Origin of the sequence: Bdellovibrio sp. BCCA (assembly GCF_037996825.1) — a bacterium.
Classification (GTDB): domain Bacteria; phylum Bdellovibrionota; class Bdellovibrionia; order Bdellovibrionales; family Bdellovibrionaceae; genus Bdellovibrio.
On the sequence record NZ_JBBNAC010000001.1, the window covers coordinates 412,508 to 433,044 of the forward strand.

Genomic DNA, 20,537 nt, shown 5'->3' on the forward strand with positions numbered 1-20,537 from the left:
CAATGTCCAAACTTGTACGCAAAAGCAGACTAAAAACTTGCAGACAAATTACATCACTGGCCTCGTTTACTAAGTTCAAAACTTGTGAAGCATTCGCCATGAAAACCGCTCCAGGTTTGAATTTCGTCGAAATAAAATTTTTGAAAAAAGAGCATCAAAGAAACGTCAAAATGAAGAGCAAGTCCTGTGTACTTGAAACCACATTGAGAAAGTTATTGGTGATGTTTTGAGCAGGCATGAAGAGATCCCAAAATTTTTGTTGTTGATCTTGGACTAGGTCCTCATTAGCATTTTTTATGTAATGGCTTACAGCTTTTAATGGATTAATAAGTTTATAAGTAATCATAAGATTGCAACGAAACGAAAGGATGCAACAATGAAAAAACTTTTAGTAATGGCAGCTATGACAGTTGCGGCTACTAACGCGTTCGCGGGTGTAAAACTCGTTGTACGTTCAGACTATGTCAACACTCCAAACTATGATGACAACACAGGTGCTGAAGTTGCTGGAACTTCTGTATTTACACCTGCGGTTGCTCGCTTGTACCTAACTGGTATGGTTGGTGACGCTGTGATCGATTCTGGTTGGAATCTTCGTGCGTTCACACCAGAAGTATCTGCTGGTGGTACTCTTTCTAAAACTATGACTGTTGATAAGTTCGTAGATCACTTGACTATTGCTAAGCCAATGGGTGACTGGACTTTCACAGCTGGTAAATTGCAAGTTAACGTGGGCGGATACGAACACGGTAAAACTATCATGGGCGACACTTACTTGACATCACTTGCTGGTGGCGGTGTTGGCGGTGATGGTCAAACTGGTTCAGTTGTAACTCCAGAAAACTCTTCAGGTGTTGCTGCTGCTTACGCGATCAATGCTGATCACAAACTTGAGTTCCAAGTAACTAACTCTACAAATGCACAAACTATCGAAGCTGGCGCTAGATCAACAGACAAGCGTCACAACATGGGTTTGGCTTACTGGGGTTCATTTGCTGAAAAAATGTTCCAAACATACTTGAGCTACACTGTTGGCGCAGGTGACACTATTGCTGCTGGTGTAACTACTGGTCATGAGCAAACTTTCCTAGGTGCTGGTTTCCGTATCGCTCCAATGGAAAATTTGAACATCGATCTTGAATACCTAGCTAACAGCGATAAAAACGCTACAACTGGTGACAAAGACGAGACAAACTCTACAATCGTAGAAGCTTCTTACAAAATCAACAACTGGACTCCAGTTTTGAAGTACGAAATGTCTAACGATAAAGTTGCTGGCAACGACAACTTCAAACGTAACGCATTCGCAGTTGGCGTAGAATACATGCCAAAAGCTGAAGATGCTTTCCGTTACCACATCGCTTACGCTTCTGCGAAAGACGATTTCGACAACGCAGCGTTGGAAGACGTTACTTTCAACACTATCACTGTTGGTTTCAAATACACTGGCGACATCGCGAAGTAATTTGATCCTGAAAAGGTGAAAGTTAAAAAGCCCAGGCAACCCCTGGGCTTTTTTATTTTTTAAATTTCTCGTGAAATTTTCTCTTCGATGGCGATATTGATATAGTCATTGATGCTGATACGATGAGCATCCGCAAATACTTTAACCATGCGGTGTTTTTCCGGTCCCATTCTCAAATTTAAATTTCCAGACAGAGTAACTTCTGGTTTTTTACCTTCTTTGGCGCAAAACTCCAGGTAGTCTTCGACTGAGATCCGTAATTCCTTTTCAAGTTCATCTACCGATGTTCCTTGAAAAGTTATGACATCGTTAATGCCTAACACTTCACCATGAAAAATTTTTGCCTCGGCATCAAACTCAACGCTCGCAAAATATCCTTTATAAGACATCATGGGTAACTCCTGCATTATTTAAAAAACGACGAACAGACTTAAGTTTCACACGGACACGTGATCCATTTCCTTCGCTGATTTCACCGCCAAGAGCCCTAAAGAGACTTTCAATGTCGCTCCAAGTGATATTCGACCTCACTGGATCTTCAAACAGAATCTTCAGTGTTGTTAGTTGCTTATTGTTCAAACTCAATGCAACTCCTTTCATGGTACTGCAAAATGGTACTAAGTTGGATTATTTTTCAAAGTTATTGCAAAGTTTTGGTGGGTTCTGACTGTAACTATTGGAAATTTATGGATAAACGGGTCCGAATTCCGGGTCTTTTTGAATAAAAAAATCCCGCTTTTGAACGGGATTTATAAACTATCTGTTTGTCCTTGATTTTATCAGGAAGCTCTTTTGATAACCAGCTCGATGAGCGCTTTTCTAATCAATTTCTGATAATCCGTTTTATCTTTTGTGGCGATCTTCTTGAGTTCTGTAAGTAGCTCTGCAGGAACTCGCAATGTAATCGTGGTGTCCTTCTTTTTAATTTCTAAATCATAGATATCATCAAATGACTTCCAGCTGCCGTGCTCAATCAAACCAGAAAGATCGCGATCCAAGGGGTCTTGAGTAGGTTTCGTCTTTTTATTTGAATGTTTTTTCATAAAGCTTCCTTATTTCTTTTGGTCGAGCATAACGAGCGGAAATAGGTCTTATCAAAAGCCTTCCGTTATTAGCACGAACAGTGAAGGCTACGAAAACAAAACGGGAATCTAAGCTGCCGAAAGCTATGTAACGTTGTTCTTCCGAAGAGTGAGAGTCGTCGTTGGCATAAACAGGGTTGTTCTTAAAAAAGCGTTCAATATCAGCGGCGGATAAGCCGTGTTTGCTTAGCTTGTTTCTATTTCCTTCGTCGAACTCAAGCTCAAATCTCATATTTAATTTATCCCAAACCCTTAAAAATGTAAATACAAACGTAAATACATAAAAACATTGAATAATGTGCTTAGTTGCAAGACTGAGGGGATCCCTAGGGACGTATTAATTAGATGAAGAAGGACCTTAGAAAACGATATCCGGAAAAAGGAAAAACCCAGGCCTTGGGGGGAAGAGCCTGGGTTTATTGGGGGCTATTTAAATTTCTTCTACGAATTAGCGAGTGCCGGCGTGTGTAGAAGAAGCCGATGCTGTCTTAACAGTTTGTACTTTCACAGAAGAAGGAGCTGCTGTTTTTGCGAAAAGGCCGCCTGATTCTTTGTGATCGCATTTAGTTGCGCCGAAAGAAGCCGCTGCTGCGATTGTGATAACTGCTGCTGTGATGATTTTTGCGAATGTCATTTTGAACTCCTTCGTAACAAGCTGTATACATATCCCTAGTGCGAGGAGTATGCCACGCGAGTTGGTTCATCTTGAGAATCTCTCAACGACCTTTCAAGCACTTAGAAACGGCGATTCTCAGAGTGAGATCGCAGTGACAGCGTGTGACCGACAACGCGCGCACCTGTCAGCTTTCTAACAGTTTCGATGAAGGAGTTTTCTTCGTGCGTGCTCTCTTGTCTTCTTTGGGTTTGATCCTGGCTGCAATGTTTTCGATTCAACTTGGGGCATCGATTGCCAAGCAGCTTTTTCCTGTAGCTGGGGCAGCGGGAACAACTGCTTTACGTGTAACAATGGCGGCGATTCTTTTATCTGTAGTCGCAAAAATTTGGAAACATAATATTTCCTGGAAAAGTCTTCCGTCGTTTGCCGCCTACGGGATTTCCTTGGGAAGCATGAACCTGCTTTTCTATTTTGCTTTAGAAAGAATCCCGCTCGGTATTGCGGTGGCTTTGGAATTTACGGGACCTCTTGCTGTCGCTCTTTTTTCTTCAAAAAAATCCTGGGATATTCTGTGGGTGCTTCTTGCAGGAATCGGAATTTATCTTCTGCTTCCGGTGTCTCCGTCGGCTAGCCACCTAGATGTGATCGGTATTCTTCTCGCATTAGCCGCGGGATTTTTCTGGGCTTTATATATTATCTTCGGGCAGAAGGCGGCGAAGCACGGCTCCAGTCTTCAAGTCACTGCGTGGGGCATGTGGTTCGCGGCACTAGTCGCATTGCCTGGCGGAATTTATTTTAACAGTGCAGAGATCAAAGACATTTCACTCTGGCCCATGGGACTTGGAATCGCCATTCTTTCAAGCGCACTTCCGTATTCGCTAGAGATGAAAGCCATGCGCAATATGCCGACAAAAACTTTTGGAATTTTAATGAGTATGGAGCCTGCGGTGGCAACCCTGATGGGAATTTTAGTGCTTAAAGAGACTTTGAGCGTACCGCAATGGATAGCTATTGCCTGTATCATTGCGGCTTCGGCGGGAAGTACTGCGACGGCTAAATAATTTGCAAGCCGTCGCGGAAAACAGAAACTATTTCTTTTCTTCTTTATCCGATTTTTCAGTCGTATCGAAATAATCTGGAGCTACAAAGTCCACAGTGAATGGATATTTATAAGACTTGTAAGCACCCAATTTTGGTTTGCCAGCGCTTGCGTAAGCTTCATCCCAAAGATTTGCCAGCAAGACCGCTCCACGAGCCATTTCCGTAACAATGTAGGGCTTCATTTTCTTGAAAGCCACGGAAGCTGGTTCACGTTCCGCCGGAGTTTTGATTTCCATTCCTTTTTCTTTTACTAGAGTCGATTTCTTTTTAATCGGATCTAGCTTCAAGATTTTCGGAATTTCTTTATTAGAAATCACACTTAAAACTTTCATTTTTTCAATCGGAGTTTTTGGTTTTAAGAACTCAGGCTTTTTCATCGCGCGAGCCTCTTTCAAAACCAAGTAATCCAAGTCGCCATCGAACTGACCAACAACGAGATCTTCGAAGTAAGCGTGGATACCACCATGTCCTGTAGCATAACCATCATAGTCCGCTGTTGTATGGAATGGTTGGCAGTTGTCACCTACGAAGTGACCCATCAAACCCATGGAAGTTACTAATTGATAAGCCAGCTTGTTGTAAGGAAGATCGTTGTTTTGTTCTTCTTTAAAATTCGCCGGAGGAGTCGCTAGCGCAAATTCTTTTTCAAGACCTGCGATAATGCGCATGAATTGATCGACTCTCCACCAAGAAGAACCAAACTCTTGAGGCATGGATTTGATTGTGGATCCGTCGTTTTTAAATTTATTTGGCTTTCCTGTGTAGTCGGCGATCAATTTTTTGTAATCAACAGGAATGTCTTTCACATCAAGACCGATGACTTCGATATCGATGAAGTGCGCAGGGTTGCCAAGTTTATTTGCTTCGCCACCCAGACTTTTCCAGTAAAAATCCGGCATATTGCACAGGTGACCCATCATCTGTGGTTTATGTTGTAGATACTCTTTTAAACCCGGTTCTTTCACCAAGAAGCTAGCAACACGGCAGATAGTATCGTGACCGCGACCACCCCAAGCAAAGGCTTGTGTCGACATTAAAAGAATCAATCCTGCGAGAAGATGTTTCATAAAAACCTCTTTTGAAAGTTATCGTCCCAACGCTTTCGGTGCACGGCTTTTTCCGATAAAGCCCGCTAACGCAATGATGGTCACGACGTAAGGTAAAATCTGAATAAACTGAACGGGGATTTCAAAGTCGTTCACTTTGATTCCCTGCAAACGAATTTGCAAAGCATCAGCAAATGCAAAAAGCAAACAAGCTCCAAGAGCAGGCAGTGGTTTCCATTTTCCAAAGATCAAAGCCGCGAGCGCCATAAAGCCACGGCCGCCCGTCATCAATGGAGAGTATGAAGAAGCCAAGAACAAAGATAAACTTGCGCCACCCCACGCAGCGAAAGCTCCACTGACAGAAACAGCGGCCCAACGCACTTTGCGCACACTCACGCCACTAGCGACAAGAGCTTCGGGGTGTTCACCCGCAAAAAGAAGCCAAAGACCGGAGCGCGTTTTATAAAGCCAGTAAGTCAAAGCCCCGACTAATACGAACGCCATCACAAGCGGTTCAAAACTAAAACGGTCTTCCGCTAGTAACGCTGGTGTGGAACCTGTTGAGTTGTAAAGAATCTTCGTGAGAAAGGGAATAAGTCCCATCACAAGAAGATTAAACGCCATACCTGTGACGATTTGATCGGCTTTAAGTTCAATCGTGAAAAGAGCATACAGTGCGCCGATCACAAGGCCCGCAATCAAAGCCGCACCCCAACCCAACCACGCGGAAGCAAACATATGTCCGACAACGGCTCCGGCAAAAGCACCTGTCAGCATAAAACCTTCAAGGGCAACGTTCACAACACCGGAACGCTCGCTCATAAAGCCACCCATTGAAGCAAAAACTAAAGGAGTTGCTAAACGCAAAGTGGCGAGAAGCAAAGAGATGATAAGAGCCATCATGTCCATCAGTCTTTTCTCCTTTTGTGCTTAATCCACTCCCAATAACCTTGAGCCGTCACACCCAAGATGATCAAACCTTGGATGATGCGAGAAAAATCGCGAGTGATTGTCGTTGTCTCAAGATCCAGATCTGAAGCACCTTTATGAAGTGCGCCCATTAAGAAAGCGGCAGCGATAATACCCAAGGGATTATTATTTGCTAAAAGCGCAACGGCAATACCGATAAAACCATAGTCCGGGGAAAATCCAATGCGATACTGTCCGGCACTTCCTAAAACTTCAGAAAGAGCGACACAACCAGCAAGCGCTCCAGCCAACGCCATCGCCAGCATTTGCACTTTCTTTTCAGAAATTCCACCACGGTGAGCGGCTTCAGGATTGGAGCCGACAGCCCGCAAACCAAAGCCCCACGTGGTTTTCCAGAGAAATATCCACATTAAAACTGCAAACACAATCGCAAAGCCCAAAGAAGCATTCGCAGGAGTGTCTGGGAAAAGGCGTGCGATCAAATCATAATCCTTAAACATATAGTTGGGCGACACCATCGCCGTTTCAGGATTTTGAGAATTCGGATTTGGAATGATTTTAAGAGTAAACCAACTCGCAATACCTGCCGCGATGAAGTTCAGCATGATTGTGATAATCACTTCATGACTTCCACGATACGCGCGCAACCATCCGGCGATCCATCCCCACAGTCCTCCGGCAAGAATCGCTGCTAGGAACGCGACAACTGGAGCTAAAGGAAATGGAATGTTTGGACAAAGTACACCAACAGCCGCTGCCGTAAGCACAGCCACAGTGAGTTGTCCTTCAGCACCGATATTAAATAATCCGGCATGAAAACCGATAGCGACTGAAAGACCACAAAAAATCAAAGGTGTCGTGTAGGAAAGAGTCAGACCCAAATCATACATGGAACCAAAAGCACTCTTCATAAGAATCATGAAGATGTTCAAAGGGTTTTCACCAGCAAACAAAGTCAAAAGCAAAGCGATAGTAAGACCGATTAAAAATCCGAGGATGCGTTTCACTTGCACCCTCCCATCGCAGTTCCTAGTGCAATTTCATTAAATTCAGAGCGGTTAAATTCCGCCACCAGTTTTCCTTTGTATAGAACCACAATACGATCTGAAAGAGTCATGAGTTCATCAAGTTCCGAAGAAATCAAAAGAATGCCAGCGCCTTCATCGCGCGCTTTGCGAAGTTCACTATGAATAAATTCAATCGCACCGATATCCACACCACGAGTCGGCTGTGCTGCAATCACCACTTGGGGTTTTTGCGAAAGGGCGCGAGCGACAACAAGTTTTTGTTGATTGCCTCCGGAAAGTTTATCAAAAGGCAAAAGAGGATTGTGCGGGCGAATATCGTAGGTATCCATGATCTCTTTGGTGCGAGAAATAATCTCGCGCACTTTTAAAAAGATACCGCGCGAGAAAAGAGAACGCTTGTGCTGACCTAAAATAAAATTCTCATAAACAGGGCGCGCGGGAAGCATACCAAAACGCAAACGGTCCTCTGGAAAAGAGCAAATCAATCCTTCGCTGGAGACAGAACCATTTACGGAACCTTTTTTCAGAGCGTGCTTATCAAGCAAAGAACGAATCAGAATGTCTTGTCCGTTACCTTCAACGCCAGCAACGCCGACGATTTCTTTTGAATGAACGGTGATGTTGATATCTTCAATCTGATGATTGCCCAAAGTCGCAGAGACATTGTCGAACTTTAAAACCGCACGAGTTTTATCAACGGACGTCTGTCTTTCTTGAGGAGCTTGAATGTGGCGACCGACCATCATTTCAGCAAGTTCGGAACCGTTTGTTTCAGACGTTTTTTTATTTCCCACAACACGTCCCGTGCGAAACACAGTGACTGAATCCGTAAGGCTCATCACTTCTTTGAGTTTGTGAGTGATGATAAGAATCGTTTTGCCTTCATCTTTCAAGCGACGAAGATTCTTAAACAGGTCTTGCACTTCTTGCGGAGTCAAAACAGCCGTCGGCTCATCCAAGATTAAAATCTCAGAGTCTTGCGAAAGAATTTTTAGAATTTCCAAACGCTGTTGTTCGCCGACAGAAAGGTCTTCAACCTTCGCATCCAGATTCAAAGTAAAACCATAACGTTCCGCAATTTCTTGCAGACGTTGTTTTTGTTCTTTGCGTGGAAGAAGGGAAAATGCCGAGCCTTTTTGTTGCAGCAAAATATTATCAAGAGCGGTGAAAGGTTCCGCCAACATAAAGTGTTGATGAACCATGCCGATCTTTGCCGCCATGGCATCAATCGGAGATTCAAAAGAAACCGGATTTCCGTGAACAAGAATTTCACCGCCATCGGGACGATAGAGTCCGAAAAGGATTTTCATGGCGGTGGATTTGCCGGCACCGTTTTCGCCAACGATGCCGTGGATAGTGCCTTTAGCAACAGAGAAAGAAATATCAGAATTCGCGCGGACTTCGCCGAAGTATTTTGAAACCCCTTTAAACTCTACTGCTGAAACACTCATTACTATTTCTTTTTGTAGTAGTCAGGAACTTGAATTTGGCCAGCGATGATTTTCTTTTTGATGTCTTCAAGCTTTTTTCTCATATCCGGAGTCACAAGCTTGTCGTTGTATTGATCCAAAGTGTAGTTCACACCGTTGTTCTTAAGACCAAAGTGGCTCACACCACCAGTGAACTTTCCTTCTTGAGTTTCTTTGATCGTGTCGTAAACCGCAACGTCCACGGCTTTCAACATGCTCGTCAAAATCACGCCGGGTTTGATCCAGTTTTGATTCGAGTCACAACCAATCGCGAATTTCTTTTTGTCTTCAGCGGCATCGAAGATACCAGTGTTGGAAGCACCCGCTGCACCAAACACAACGTCAGCGCCTTTTGCGTATTGAGAAAGCGCCAACTCTTTTGCTTTCGCAGGATTGTTCCAAGCTTCACCAGTGACACCGATGTAGTTTTCAATCACGTTGATTTTTGGATTTACGTATTTCGCACCGGCTGCGTATCCCATCGCGAAACGACGGATCAAAGGAATGTCCATACCGCCAACAAAACCGACAGCATTGTTTTTAGAAACCATCGCCGCCAAAGCACCCACTAAGAAAGAACCTTCGTGCTCTTCAAACAAAAGGGAACGAACATTCTTTGCATCAACTTCGCCATCAACAACGGCGAACTTCACGTTTGGAAATTGCGCTGCTACTTTTTTAACGGCTTCTTTTTGCGCGAAACCGATTCCGATCACAAGATCGAAATTCTTACGGGCAAAAGAGCGGTGCAAGTTTTCAATGGCGTTTGTATCCGTGGCTTCGACGTATTTCAGATCAATTTTTAGGTCTTTTTCTGCTTTTGTTGCGCCAAGGTAAGCTGCGGAGTTGAAAGATTTATCGTCTTTACCGCCCTTATCTAGAACCAATCCGACTTTAATTGGATTTGCGAAAGAAACAATGTGGAATAACACAATTAACAGGCCAGTAACGAACGATTTAACCATCTTTTGAGCCCCTTAAATATGATGAAACTCAGGTGCCTTTTAGCACTAAGTAAACGTTTGATATCACAAAAAAAACTCTGATTTCTGGCGGAGAAAGTAGGGGAGCTGTCCCTATGAGTCAAGTCAAAAGCATGTCAGGGCGTTAATAGACTGCCGTTACAAGAGTGTTATGTCGAAATTTCAATTAGGCGGCTGTATAATACCAGTTTAGGATTGGCCTAAACATTAACCCAACGAAGAAAGCTCGGAGGTAATAGAGTATGGAATCTCAAACGATACTCAATGGCGGAGTAAACTCCCTTGGTTTTATGGGCAATCAAAACCTAAATATTCCGAATACTTCAAACGTTCCTTATGAAGTCATTCATCTCAAAGAAGAGGAGATGATCTTCAAAGAAGGGGAACCGGCGAAGGGTCTGTATTACGTGCAATCTGGCTGTGTTAAAGTTGTAGTAAACCGCTCTCATGCCCGCGGACGCACAACTACAAATGAATATGTAACCAAACTGGTGTCTCCAGGAGAATATTTTGGTTACAAGGCTTTGGTAAAAGGCATGCCTGCCCAGAGTCATGCGAAAGCTGTTAAGTCGACAGTGCTTTGGCTTTACCCACGCGAATTGATTCAAGTGGCGATTGCTCAAGCAAGTCCGTTAGTAAAATTGCTGCTCAACCAAGCAGTGAACGATCTTGAGTCTTTTGAAACTATCAGCCAGCTTCACTATTTGGCATCGGTGCAAGAACGCATCGCTTACCAACTGGTTTTGCTTGCTGACAAATTCGGGGTGCAAACTCCAAACGGAATTTCATTGAATTTGAAACTGACACGCAATGAGTTCGCTCAGCTTGCCAGCACAATCAATGAATCTTTGTCTCGTCATCTGACTGAGTTTAAAAATGAAGGTCTTATCGATCTAAACGGTAAAGAGATCATCATTAAAAACAAAGATGGCTTGATGAAAAGATCCGGCAACTTCTAAAAAGAAAACTTTTGTCTATGCAAAAGACATTTTAAACCCGTTTCGTTTGCGCGAAGCGGGTTTTTTATTTTTACATGATGGCTTGGTTGCAAGTTACGATGTGAGTCTTATTGCCAAGAAGATTTCTGAAATAATCTAAAACGTTGTCTTTGATCATTCTCAAAGCAGGCAAAGTCACTTTCAGATTTTCTGTGCGGAAAAGATAATAGCGAGTCACTTCATCTTGATAAACTAAGATTGCGCCGATTCCTGGAGGCATGGAAAGACCCGTTGAGGCGGCCCAACCAAATTGATGTGTTCCTTGACGGAAAACTCCGGCAACGCCACCGTAAGTGGTATTACTTTTTTGATGAGTGAATTCACCCGTGCGTTTTTCAAACACAAGACCGTAAGTTCCAGCAGCAGAAACTTCCACAAGTCCAGTCAGAGTGGATTTGAGTCTTTCCACATCCATAAAGATTTCAAAAACGAATTTGGATTTTTTGTTTTCATCTACACGGCGGGCAAAGCTGACGCCTAAACCCATCATATAATAAAATCCACCGGACTCCGGAATGTATTTGCCAATACTACGTTCTTTCAAAGTCTTGACGAATTTCTGTGGCAAAGCCATACCACCTGAAACGGAGAACATCATCGCTGCACCCTTGGTGTTACTGCGGGAAACGACATGCGAGCTTTCGTAAAAGCGATTGTTCAGCTCTAGTAAAACCTTATTGATTTTCTTTGGAGACAAGCGGAAGAACGCCAAAGTTTTAGCGAATTTCCCAAGGAAAGCTTCTTTCTTTCCTAAGAACGAAGCGATTTCAGCGTCTGAAAGTTGCAAAAGTTTTTGTAAGTGTTCTTCAGAGCGCGGTCCTGACCAGATTTCGATTTTTTCTTGAGAAGGCTCCGCTGTCATAAGGTCTCGTGAGTCACGAATGAATTTTTCACGGTCAAAGTTTTTTTCCGGCTCCGTGACTTCGGAAGGATCAAAGCGAACTTCCATTTCTTGAGATTCAGATGTGATGGCCGGAGCGTCTTTTTCATTTGGGACTAAGAGAAGATTCGTTTCGTCTTCCGCTTTCGCATTGAAAGATAAAAGGCACGTGATGGCCATCAACGAAAGGCAGAGAGTTTTAAATTTAAAGACGCGCATTGTTCACCTCATAGGAGGTAAAAGCAATTCGCGGACCATATTTTATGGATAATTTAGTGCAATTGATTGTTAGGGAACTGACAGCGCTGCGACCAAATTTGGCGCCGTCTCAAATTGAGACGACGCTTTTCGAATGAAATCTAGAGATGGAAATTCTTCCCACCACCGATGGAAGGAGGACGGCAAAGTCCGGCTTCAAGAGGACGTTGGAAAATTTCGACGGCTCCCGGAGGAATGGCAGCAAAACGCGGATACACCGCGTATCCTCCTTGTGGAAGTGCCACGATCATGTCGTTTAATAAATTGCGACGAAGATAAGGTGCCATCGTGATTGGATCAAACGGGACCATCACGCGAACGGCCGCTGTCGTTTGAACAGGAACTCCGCCACGAGACAAAACTTCGCGAACATAATCAGGAACTGGATTTAGATTCACGTCGATAAAACATCCAGGGCCCGTTGGCCCGAATTCCAAAAGATTCAACGAAACTCCACGCTGATTCCAACCATCGCCATTGCCGCGAGTGACTGTGTCTAAAAGATCTTTGCGAGTCATGCGTGGCTCTTGAGATTTTAAAATTCCCAAACCTGCTGCCACAATGGCCGCGGCATTGGAGCTGCCACGATATTCTCCGCCACCTGCCAACTGAATAGAAGACGGCGCTAAAAGATCGGGCTTGTTTTTTGATGATGATGAACGATCCGAATCAGAAGCACCCACAGTAATGACCGTTGTGTTGTCAGCGGGATTTAGAATTGTGTCGCTGATGCTATGAGAGGGCATTGTCACTTCGCCATCGACCGTGATGCGCAATTGATCGCGATCCACAAAGTTTTGTGAGCGATTTTTCACGCGCAAAAAGTATGTTCCAGCAGAAAGTTCTGCTGCGATAATCTCACGCGGGTATTTTGAAAAACCAGGACGGGATTCTTTTGGATCTTTGGATTGTTTCAAAGCACTTGTTTGCACGATATTGAGCATATCGTCCGTTAAAGCAAGATCCAGGTCCTTATCTGTTCCAAGCTCCACGTCGTTTTTAAAATCATTCCAGGAAAGAACGATTTTCACAGGGCATTTGCCATTGCGGTTTTCACAGCGAATCATCAAGGCATTGTTTTGATCTGGCAACTGCACCCAATCGTCTTTCAGTGTGCGAATGCCTGAATTGTAAGTTGTTAAAGAAAAATTCCCGGCGGCATTCACCCAGATCACGCCGTTACGAGTAGCGCGGTTGACTTCGTTATTGATGAAGCCTGTGCCATCAAAGTTTCCGCCGTACTCCCATACTTCAGAATAAAGCACGAGGTCCACTTTGTTTGCGATCACATCATCAATCGCCGCTTTGAAGTTTGAAAATCCAAAGACGTTATAAAGTGTCAGCTCTGGCATCCATTGTGTGGCCTGCATATCGTTTGTCATCATGGCAACTAAGATTTGCGCCATACGAAGACCATGCTCCACATTCACATTTTCTGGATTTGCCACAGGTCCTGCAACGTAACGAGTGGATGCCGGCAGTGATCGGCCCAGCTCTTTTTCGTAACCGTAAAATCCTTTATCTAGAACTGCGATCTTAAGGCGACGTCCTGGATTTTGTTGAGAGTAGTAAGGAGAAAATCCCAAAGAATATTTAACGCCAGCAAGATTTGAAAACGGAGAAGATGCAAAGGCGAATTGAAAAGAAAAACAAACGCTCAAAAAAGAAATCAATAACTTCATGAACTAAAAACCCTTCAAAAAACAAAAAGCCCCATAGAGAAAGCGGCCCCTTAAGGACCGCTCTTCATCAACTACCAACGATAGTTTGAGTAGTAGTAGTACTGATAATAGCTATAACTGTATGTATAGCAGGGTGTGTACCAAGTGCCGTACCAGTAAACGTAGCTGTAGTAGTAAGTGTTGTAACCGCTGTTGTAATTTCCGCATGGGTTGCAGAAATACCAGCTAGAAGCACCGGCATCGTTGTCCAATTCGCTTCTGACATTTTCAGCAGAAACCGCTTGGAAGGTGCCTTTCAGCGCCAAGGCTTGAGCTTGAGTATCGTTGGCCATCACTTTATCAGAAGCCATCACCGCTGTTTGGTTCGTGCGAGTATCCACGCGAATGACAACTGTTCCGTTCATGGATTGATTCGTTACTGAAGACTCGTTATCAAGTTCTCCGGCAAACGCAGATGCGCTCACGCCCAAAGCAAGAGCGGCTACTAAAATCAAATGTTTCATAAGAACCCTCCTAAAAGATATGCTTTCGTTTTATGCAATCCAGAGCGAGTGTCACTCAAAAATGGAGTGTCATTTGAAAGTCCTTGACGCGAGGCAATTCAAAAAGGTACGGCGTACCTCTATGGAACCTATTGGCTATTTAGAATCTTGTTTTCGCGATAAATTCGGGACGCCGCGACAGCCTGGCCTTGTGAAGGAGGCTTGGGCGCGCCTGAAAATTCGTGCGGATCTTCAACCTGAAGAATCTCTTCAGGGGCTCGAAGGTTTTAGTCATGTGTGGCTCGTGTGGGTTTTTCATCAAAATAAAACGGCGCGTTTTCATGCAAAGGTTCATCCTCCGCGTCTTGAAGGAAAGACCATGGGCTTGTTTGCGACTCGCAGTCCACATCGTCCCAATCCGATCGGCCTTTCGTTGGTGGAGCTTATTAAAGTCGAGAAAGACGGGATCATCGTTGCTGGAGCCGATCTTGTGGACGGCACGCCCATCTTGGATATCAAGCCTTATCTGCCTGAGGTGGAGGCTATCCCTAACGCGCGCACGGGCTGGCCTGCGGAGATCGCTAAAGACCCTATCCATGTAGAATTTACCGAGCACGCAGAAGCTTTGATGAAAGAGTGGGAAGCACGTCTTCCAGATCAGTCGTTAAGAAAAGTTGTCGAGGAAACCCTCAAGTTAGACCCGCGCCCTGTGGTTTATCGCGGTTATGAGGAAAAAGAATCTCCTTATCGCAATGAGCACGCGGTTCGTTTGTTTGATGGAGATGTCCATTTCAAATTTGAAACTCCCACTTTAGTCCGAGTTTTTGATATTCGTTTCATACATATTTAGTTGCAGTTGCCTTTTATTTGCGCACCTTGCTAGAGTCCGTTCTAATGTTACTTCAACGAAGTTGAAGTGTAGACAAACTAACTTGGAGGGAAATCGTGAGAACATTGGATACTGCTTCTCATTCTGAAAACAGCACTCTTCGTAAAGTTCCAACATTGAGCCTTGCAAGCTACACAAAGGGCTCAGACGCGGACCGCGCGAAATTCATCGACAATCTTTTCACAGGTCTTAAAGAATACGGTTTCATCATTCTTAAAGATCACAACGTGAAAGCCGCGGACTTACACAAAGCTTACGATATCCTTCAAAAATTTTATTCTCTTCCAACAGACGTAAAAAAATCTTACATCTCTCCAAAGGCGGGCTTCCAACGTGGTTACACTCCATTTGGTCAAGAGCACGCTAAAGATTCTCCAGTGATGGACTTAAAAGAGTTCTGGCACGTGGGTCGCGTTCTTCCTGAAGGCCACGCTTTGAAAACAGTTTACCCAGAAAACGTATGGCCGACAGAGACTCCTGAATTTAAATCTCACTTCACAGCTTTGTTTGATGCTTTGGAAGAAGCAGGAAACGTGATGCTGGAAGCATTGACGATGCCTCTTGAAGTTGAAAAAGACTTCTTCGCGAAAATGACGAAAGATGGAAATTCAATCTTGCGTCTTCTTCACTATCCGCCGATTCCTGAAGGTGTTGATCCTCGTTGCGTGCGCGCAGCGGCTCATGAAGATATCAACTTCATTACAATCTTGCCAGCAGCGACGGCTTCCGGTCTTCAATTGAAAGATCGTGATGGTCAATGGTTGGATATCGATTCTGAACCAGACACGTTGATCGTCGATGTGGGTGATATGTTGGCTCGTTTAACAAACGACGTATTGCCTTCAACTACTCACCGTGTGATCAACCCGCAAGACGGTAAAAACCAAAGCCGTTACTCAATGCCGTTCTTTATGCATCCGCATCCAGAAGCGATGTTGAGCTGCTTGCCATCTTGTAAAGGGACAGGCGCGAAATACCCTGATATCACTGGACACGATTTCTTGATGCAACGTTTGCGTGAGATCGGTCTTATCAAATAGACATTTTCTGTCACTGAACTGAAATGACTTCAAGAAAGGGATTCGTAAGAATCCCTTTCTTGCTTTTAGCTCTTGAGATTAGATACAAACGGTTTGTTTCACGAGTAGAACATGAAGGGGGATTTCATGCGATATTTTGTGTTTGTGATGATGGTCTTGGTGAGTTTGTGGTCCGCGCACAGTCAGGCGGCCGATAATTTCATGAGTTTCAAAATCAATACTCTGGCGCCGGGCCGATACGATTATTCTTTCGTTTGGAATCCGGTGACTCAAGAGGCGACTTTGCGTGTGGGCTTAGTGGCTGATAAAGTCGATCCGTTTTTGCAAGATAAAGAGATTTCCTTCACGAACGCACAGAAAGCCGAGTTTGAAGCTTTGGATTTTCCAAAAGTGGTCCAAGGTTGCGAGGCGATTTCTCACTGGCAATTTGAATATCAGCCAGGCCTTCCTAATTATTTAATGTATATGACTTTGAAAGGACCTAATTGCGAAAAGGTCGCACAGGTTTTTGATATTCTGCAAGTTCGCATGCGTTTTATCGGCGTTTCTGTGGTTTCGTTTGAACCCATTGACGTCGCTGTCGATATCAGTCGGTAAGCACCGTTTCTTGATAAAAAGATTTGAACGGCGTACAACAAGGTATGAAGAAGAATACTTTAATACTCCTCATTGTTGGCGCCGCTATTATTTTAATCATCTCTTATTGCCAATTCTGGTCTGGTGGAGAAAAAAATCCGACGGCTGTCGTTGATCCCGAGACGATGGGAAATGTTCCTCCGGAATCTTCTTCTGCTACTGCTGGAAAACCTAAAGGCGAAGTGCCTCCTCCTTCTGAGCAAGCTTCAGCACCCAGTGCAGGATTTCTCCCTACACAAATGGAAGACGCCGGAAAATTTGAAGCTTACAAAAAACACCTTAAGGAAATGGCTGTTTGCTTAAACATGCAAGTAGGACAGCTTGATCCTCAGTCTGAAATTAATTTTGAAACTTTCAATAAAGCGATTTCTCCGGATTTGGGTGACATCGTTATGACGACAGATGAGTGGTCAGCGACGGACATTCGTACAAAAGCAGGCGAGCTTCGTCGTATTTATATCGAAAATTCTCCTGATCCAGAAAAACAATCTCAGAAGACCCTGAAGTATTATTCTTTGGGTGCTTCTGGTGAGCAAAAAGAATTACCTTTGGCAGCAGACCAGATGGCCAATCCTTCGGATGCTTTGATCGCGAGCCTTGAGTCAGACGGAGAGCTTGTTGGCAAATCGACATCTCGCCGGATGTTTTATCAAAATGGCGATGATCTTTTATTGATTGAAAGAAACGGAAAGATCTATTCGTTTGAGCTTCCGCATGATGGTAAGACTTTTACGTGCATTGATGCGGATTCTACAAAAATGGCCTGTCGTTGTAAGTAGAATCTTTCGCAATGAGTTCTACTGTGAAAACGGCGAGGAGGGTTGTCTGCTCGCCGTTATTCTGAAATTACTTTTAAGACTTATTGGAAACGAGTCAAAGCATCACGCAAAGACTCCAGTTGGATCTTGGACTGAGCTAACAAAGCCTTATCCGCTGCTACAACTTCTTCGTCGGCATTCGCAATAAACTTCTCGTTTGAAAGTTTACCAGAAAGCATAGTGATGTCTTTTTGAAGTTTTTCGATCAACTTGTTGATGCGTTTTACTTCTTCATCAAAATCGACCAAGCCTTCAAGCGGGATGATCACTTTCACATTCGTGTCTTTCACCACAACCGGAGCGACAGCGCACTTCATCAGGTTGCCTTCTTCTCCGATTTCAAGATTCTCAACACGTCCCATTGTCAAAATAGCCGTGCGGTTGTTGCCCAAGATTTTTTGAACTTGGTCATTTGTCACACCCAAACGCACGTTGATTTTTACAGCCGGGCTGATGCGGTTTTCACCACGAATGTTACGAATCGCCGTGATCACTTCCTTCACGATATCGATTTCAAGAGCCGCTTGAGCAGAGCCCAGGCTTAGGAATTCTTTATCGTTACGTGTATTCGGGAACTGGTCCACGATACAAGCCGTGCCTTTGATCGGAAGCTTTTGGTAAATCTCTTCTGAAATAAACGGAGCAAATGGATGCAACAAGCGCATCATGCGATTCAAAACTTGCGCAATCACAAGTTGAGTCGCTTGTTTTTCTTCCATGTTGTTGCCGTTCATGATTGGTTTTGTAAATTCAATGTACCAATCGCAGAACTGATTCCAAATAAATTGGTAAAGAGCATTGGCAGCGTCAGAGAATCTTTCGCCTTCCATTGCTTCTTCCACTTCTTTTGTGACCTCTGCCAACTTTGTGATGATCCATTGGTCAAACACACTGATTTGGCCTTTGTTTGGAAGGGCTTTCACACCTTCCGCAGGCACTTTGAAGTCAGCAAGATTTGAAAGCGCGAAACGAGCCGCATTCCAGATCTTGTTCATAAAGTTTCTGTAGCCTTCAAGACGTTGTTCACTGAATTTAAAATCTTTTCCAGAGTACAAGTGAGCCGCGAATGTAAAGCGCAAAGCATCTGCTCCGTACTTTTCAATCATCTCAACCGGATCGACAGAGTTGCCCAAAGACTTAGACATCTTGCGACCTTGAGAGTCACGCACCAGACCGTGGATGTAAACTGTGCGGAACGGAACATCACGTTTGAACTCAAGACCCATCATGATCATACGAGCCACCCAGAAGAAGATGATATCGTGACCAGTCACCAAGTAACTTGTTGGGTAGAATGTTTTCAGAGTTTCAGTCTCTGTCGGCCAACCCATTGTTGAGAACGGCCAAAGAGCCGAACTAAACCATGTATCCAAAACGTCTTCGTCTTGAGTCAGTTTCGTGTTTCCGCATTTTTCACAAGCGGTCACATCTGTTTCGCTCACGTTTTGGTGATGGCAGTTCGTGCAATACCAAACCGGAATGCGGTGACCCCACCACAATTGACGAGAAATACACCAGTCTTCGATGTTGTTCAGCCAGTGCAAGTATACTTTTGTCCAAGATTCCGGTTCAAAACGAATTGTGCCGCTTTCAACAACGCGTTTTGCGGGCGTTGCAAGCTGCTCCATTTTTACAAACCACTGCTCAGACAAGAAAGGCTCAACAACTGCGCCCGAACGAGAGCAGTGACCTACTGAGTGAACATAAGGTTCTTCTTTTTCAAGAAGGTTTTGTGCTTTTAAATCTTCCAACACGCGCTTACGAGCTTCTTGAACTTTCAAGCCTTGGTAAGGACCTGCGTTTTCGTTCATCTCTGCTTTTTTTGTCAGAATGTTGATGAACTCCAAGTGATGAGTTTTACCGATTTTATAATCGTTAAAGTCATGCGCCGGAGTGATTTTCACAACGCCCGAACCGAAAGCCTTATCAACGTAAGTGTCTGCGATGATTTTTATCTTTCTGTTGATCAAAGGAACGATCACGTTTTTGCCGATCAAATGTTTATAGCGTTCATCATCTGGATTTACGCAAAGAGCGGTATCGCCCAGCATTGTTTCAGGACGAGTTGTTGCGACAATCAAGAAACCAGAACCATCTTCAAGTGGATACTTGATGTGATAAAGGGAACCCTTGATTTGTTTGTGTTCAACTTCCAAATCGGAAATCGCTGTCTCAAGAGGGCCTGACCAGTTCACCAGGCGTTGACCACGGTAGATCAAACCTTTTTTGTGAAGGCTCACGAAAACTTTGCGAACGGCTTTAGAAACGCCTTCATCCAATGTGAAAACGGCGCGTTCCCAATCGCAAGAGTCACCAAGACGGCGCATTTGTGAATAAATACGATCGCCATATTGATGTTTCCACTCCCACACTTTGCCTACGAATTTTTCACGGCCTAATTCATGACGAGTGATATTTTCTTTTTTAAGTTCTCTTTCAACAACCGATTGAGTTGCGATGCCCGCGTGATCCGTTCCTGGCAACCACATTGTGTTGTAACCATTCATGCGCTTCCAACGAATGAGCATGTCTTGAATCGTGTGATCCAAAGCGTGACCCATGTGCAAGAAACCTGTGACGTTCGGTGGAGGAAGGATGATTGAAAACGGAGGTTTTGTGGACTGATCTTGTGCTTTGAAGTATCCAGCATTCTCCCACCATTGATAGGTACGAGTTTCCACGTCTGCGGGATTGTAACGATCGGATAATTGTTCTGACATTTGAAGACCTCTAACTCATTTAAGAACACGAAATACTGGGACTTTTAAACCCTTTGAGAGTAACAAACTTGAGGCTTGTTTTGTAGGCTTAATGCGGGGGTAAGACCCATAAAATCCCGTCTGAGTTTTAAACCCAGACCTCGTCCGCTCGGACAGTCCTCGCAGACGCCGTCCCGTTGGGACTGGCTGCTGTGGAACTCGCTCCCGCGGCCCGGGTTTAAAACTCAAACGGGATTTTATTGGTTTCCTCGATAAATTCAAAAACTGCAGTTGTTGCATGGTTTAATAACTGAAGCATTGCGGCGATCTTAGTGGAGACGCGGCATAAATTCAGATTTTAAAAGCTTACGTTATCGTTCCCAAGACTGATGGATGGATGATTTTAACTCCGCTCAAAGAAGAGAGTGGTTTCAA

General features: G+C 44.1%; 21 protein-coding genes. 7 read left to right on the forward strand and 14 right to left on the reverse strand.

Annotated elements, in window-relative coordinates; all coding sequences use genetic code 11:
* Positions 1–376: 376 nt before the first annotated feature.
* Positions 377–1,465: a hypothetical protein gene (locus AAAA78_RS02090; protein ID WP_340590069.1), complete on the forward strand. Its 1,089-nt coding sequence runs from the start codon at positions 377–379 to the stop codon at positions 1,463–1,465.
* Between the two features lie 59 nt (positions 1,466–1,524).
* Here the strand turns inward: AAAA78_RS02090 and AAAA78_RS02095 are convergent, their stop codons facing one another.
* From AAAA78_RS02095 to AAAA78_RS02115, 5 genes are all read right to left on the reverse strand, one after another.
* Positions 1,525–1,857 (reverse strand): type II toxin-antitoxin system HicB family antitoxin, encoded by a 333-nt coding sequence (locus tag AAAA78_RS02095; RefSeq protein WP_340590070.1) that lies wholly within the window; start codon positions 1,855–1,857, stop codon positions 1,525–1,527.
* Positions 1,844–2,050 (reverse strand): hypothetical protein, encoded by a 207-nt coding sequence (locus AAAA78_RS02100; protein ID WP_340590071.1) that lies wholly within the window; start codon positions 2,048–2,050, stop codon positions 1,844–1,846. The genes AAAA78_RS02095 and AAAA78_RS02100 overlap by 14 nt, the downstream gene beginning before the upstream one ends.
* 194 nt (positions 2,051–2,244) lie before the next feature.
* Positions 2,245–2,508, reverse strand: a complete 264-nt coding sequence (locus tag AAAA78_RS02105) for a CopG family antitoxin (RefSeq protein ID WP_340590072.1) — start codon at positions 2,506–2,508, stop codon at positions 2,245–2,247.
* Positions 2,489–2,779, reverse strand: a complete 291-nt coding sequence (locus AAAA78_RS02110) for a BrnT family toxin (RefSeq protein ID WP_340590073.1) — start codon at positions 2,777–2,779, stop codon at positions 2,489–2,491. Before AAAA78_RS02110 ends, AAAA78_RS02105 begins: the two co-directional genes overlap by 20 nt.
* Before the next feature lie 216 nt (positions 2,780–2,995).
* Positions 2,996–3,181: a hypothetical protein gene (locus AAAA78_RS02115; RefSeq protein WP_340590074.1), complete on the reverse strand. Its 186-nt coding sequence runs from the start codon at positions 3,179–3,181 to the stop codon at positions 2,996–2,998.
* A 203-nt stretch (positions 3,182–3,384) separates the two neighbouring features.
* Here AAAA78_RS02115 and AAAA78_RS02120 point away from each other — a divergent pair, with 203 nt between their 5' ends.
* Positions 3,385–4,224 carry an EamA family transporter gene (locus AAAA78_RS02120; protein WP_340590075.1) on the forward strand — a complete coding sequence of 280 codons (840 nt, stop codon included), beginning with the start codon at positions 3,385–3,387 and terminating at the stop codon, positions 4,222–4,224.
* A 27-nt stretch (positions 4,225–4,251) separates the two neighbouring features.
* Here the strand turns inward: AAAA78_RS02120 and AAAA78_RS02125 are convergent, their stop codons facing one another.
* The 5 genes from AAAA78_RS02125 to AAAA78_RS02145 are packed head-to-tail and all read right to left on the reverse strand — an operon-like array spanning position 4,252 to position 9,702.
* Positions 4,252–5,331: a hypothetical protein gene (locus AAAA78_RS02125; RefSeq protein WP_340590076.1), complete on the reverse strand. Its 1,080-nt coding sequence runs from the start codon at positions 5,329–5,331 to the stop codon at positions 4,252–4,254.
* An 18-nt stretch (positions 5,332–5,349) separates the two neighbouring features.
* Positions 5,350–6,219, reverse strand: coding sequence for an ABC transporter permease (locus AAAA78_RS02130; protein WP_340590077.1), 870 nt, complete (start codon positions 6,217–6,219; stop codon positions 5,350–5,352).
* Positions 6,219–7,247 carry an ABC transporter permease gene (locus AAAA78_RS02135; protein ID WP_340590078.1) on the reverse strand — a complete coding sequence of 343 codons (1,029 nt, stop codon included), beginning with the start codon at positions 7,245–7,247 and terminating at the stop codon, positions 6,219–6,221. Before AAAA78_RS02135 ends, AAAA78_RS02130 begins: the two co-directional genes overlap by 1 nt.
* A complete protein-coding gene (locus tag AAAA78_RS02140; protein WP_340590079.1) occupies positions 7,244–8,719 on the reverse strand; it encodes an ABC transporter ATP-binding protein in 1,476 nt (491 codons plus the stop codon). Before AAAA78_RS02140 ends, AAAA78_RS02135 begins: the two co-directional genes overlap by 4 nt.
* A 2-nt stretch (positions 8,720–8,721) precedes the next feature.
* A complete protein-coding gene (locus AAAA78_RS02145; RefSeq protein ID WP_340590080.1) occupies positions 8,722–9,702 on the reverse strand; it encodes a BMP family lipoprotein in 981 nt (326 codons plus the stop codon).
* A 260-nt stretch (positions 9,703–9,962) separates the two neighbouring features.
* Here AAAA78_RS02145 and AAAA78_RS02150 point away from each other — a divergent pair, with 260 nt between their 5' ends.
* Positions 9,963–10,679, forward strand: coding sequence for a Crp/Fnr family transcriptional regulator (locus tag AAAA78_RS02150; RefSeq protein WP_340590081.1), 717 nt, complete (start codon positions 9,963–9,965; stop codon positions 10,677–10,679).
* Positions 10,680–10,749: 70 nt separating this feature from the next.
* Here AAAA78_RS02150 and AAAA78_RS02155 read toward each other — a convergent pair whose 3' ends face one another.
* From AAAA78_RS02155 to AAAA78_RS02165, 3 genes are all read right to left on the reverse strand, one after another.
* Positions 10,750–11,817 (reverse strand): hypothetical protein, encoded by a 1,068-nt coding sequence (locus AAAA78_RS02155; protein WP_340590082.1) that lies wholly within the window; start codon positions 11,815–11,817, stop codon positions 10,750–10,752.
* A gap of 140 nt (positions 11,818–11,957) precedes the next feature.
* Positions 11,958–13,538 (reverse strand): S8 family serine peptidase, encoded by a 1,581-nt coding sequence (locus AAAA78_RS02160; RefSeq protein WP_340590083.1) that lies wholly within the window; start codon positions 13,536–13,538, stop codon positions 11,958–11,960.
* A 71-nt stretch (positions 13,539–13,609) separates the two neighbouring features.
* Positions 13,610–14,041, reverse strand: coding sequence for a hypothetical protein (locus AAAA78_RS02165; RefSeq protein WP_340590084.1), 432 nt, complete (start codon positions 14,039–14,041; stop codon positions 13,610–13,612).
* Positions 14,042–14,162: 121 nt separating this feature from the next.
* Here AAAA78_RS02165 and tsaA point away from each other — a divergent pair, with 121 nt between their 5' ends.
* From tsaA to AAAA78_RS02185, 4 genes are all read left to right on the forward strand, one after another.
* Positions 14,163–14,870, forward strand: a complete 708-nt coding sequence (tsaA, locus tag AAAA78_RS02170; RefSeq protein ID WP_340590085.1) for a tRNA (N6-threonylcarbamoyladenosine(37)-N6)-methyltransferase TrmO — start codon at positions 14,163–14,165, stop codon at positions 14,868–14,870.
* 95 nt (positions 14,871–14,965) lie between these two features.
* Positions 14,966–15,949: an isopenicillin N synthase family dioxygenase gene (locus AAAA78_RS02175; RefSeq protein WP_340590086.1), complete on the forward strand. Its 984-nt coding sequence runs from the start codon at positions 14,966–14,968 to the stop codon at positions 15,947–15,949.
* A gap of 126 nt (positions 15,950–16,075) precedes the next feature.
* On the forward strand, positions 16,076–16,546 hold the full coding sequence (locus AAAA78_RS02180) for a hypothetical protein (RefSeq protein ID WP_340590087.1): 471 nt from the start codon (positions 16,076–16,078) through the stop codon (positions 16,544–16,546).
* A 44-nt stretch (positions 16,547–16,590) separates the two neighbouring features.
* Positions 16,591–17,364: a hypothetical protein gene (locus tag AAAA78_RS02185; RefSeq protein WP_340590088.1), complete on the forward strand. Its 774-nt coding sequence runs from the start codon at positions 16,591–16,593 to the stop codon at positions 17,362–17,364.
* A gap of 80 nt (positions 17,365–17,444) precedes the next feature.
* Here AAAA78_RS02185 and AAAA78_RS02190 read toward each other — a convergent pair whose 3' ends face one another.
* Positions 17,445–20,123, reverse strand: coding sequence for a valine--tRNA ligase (locus tag AAAA78_RS02190; RefSeq protein ID WP_340590089.1), 2,679 nt, complete (start codon positions 20,121–20,123; stop codon positions 17,445–17,447).
* Positions 20,124–20,537: the final 414 nt, after the last annotated feature.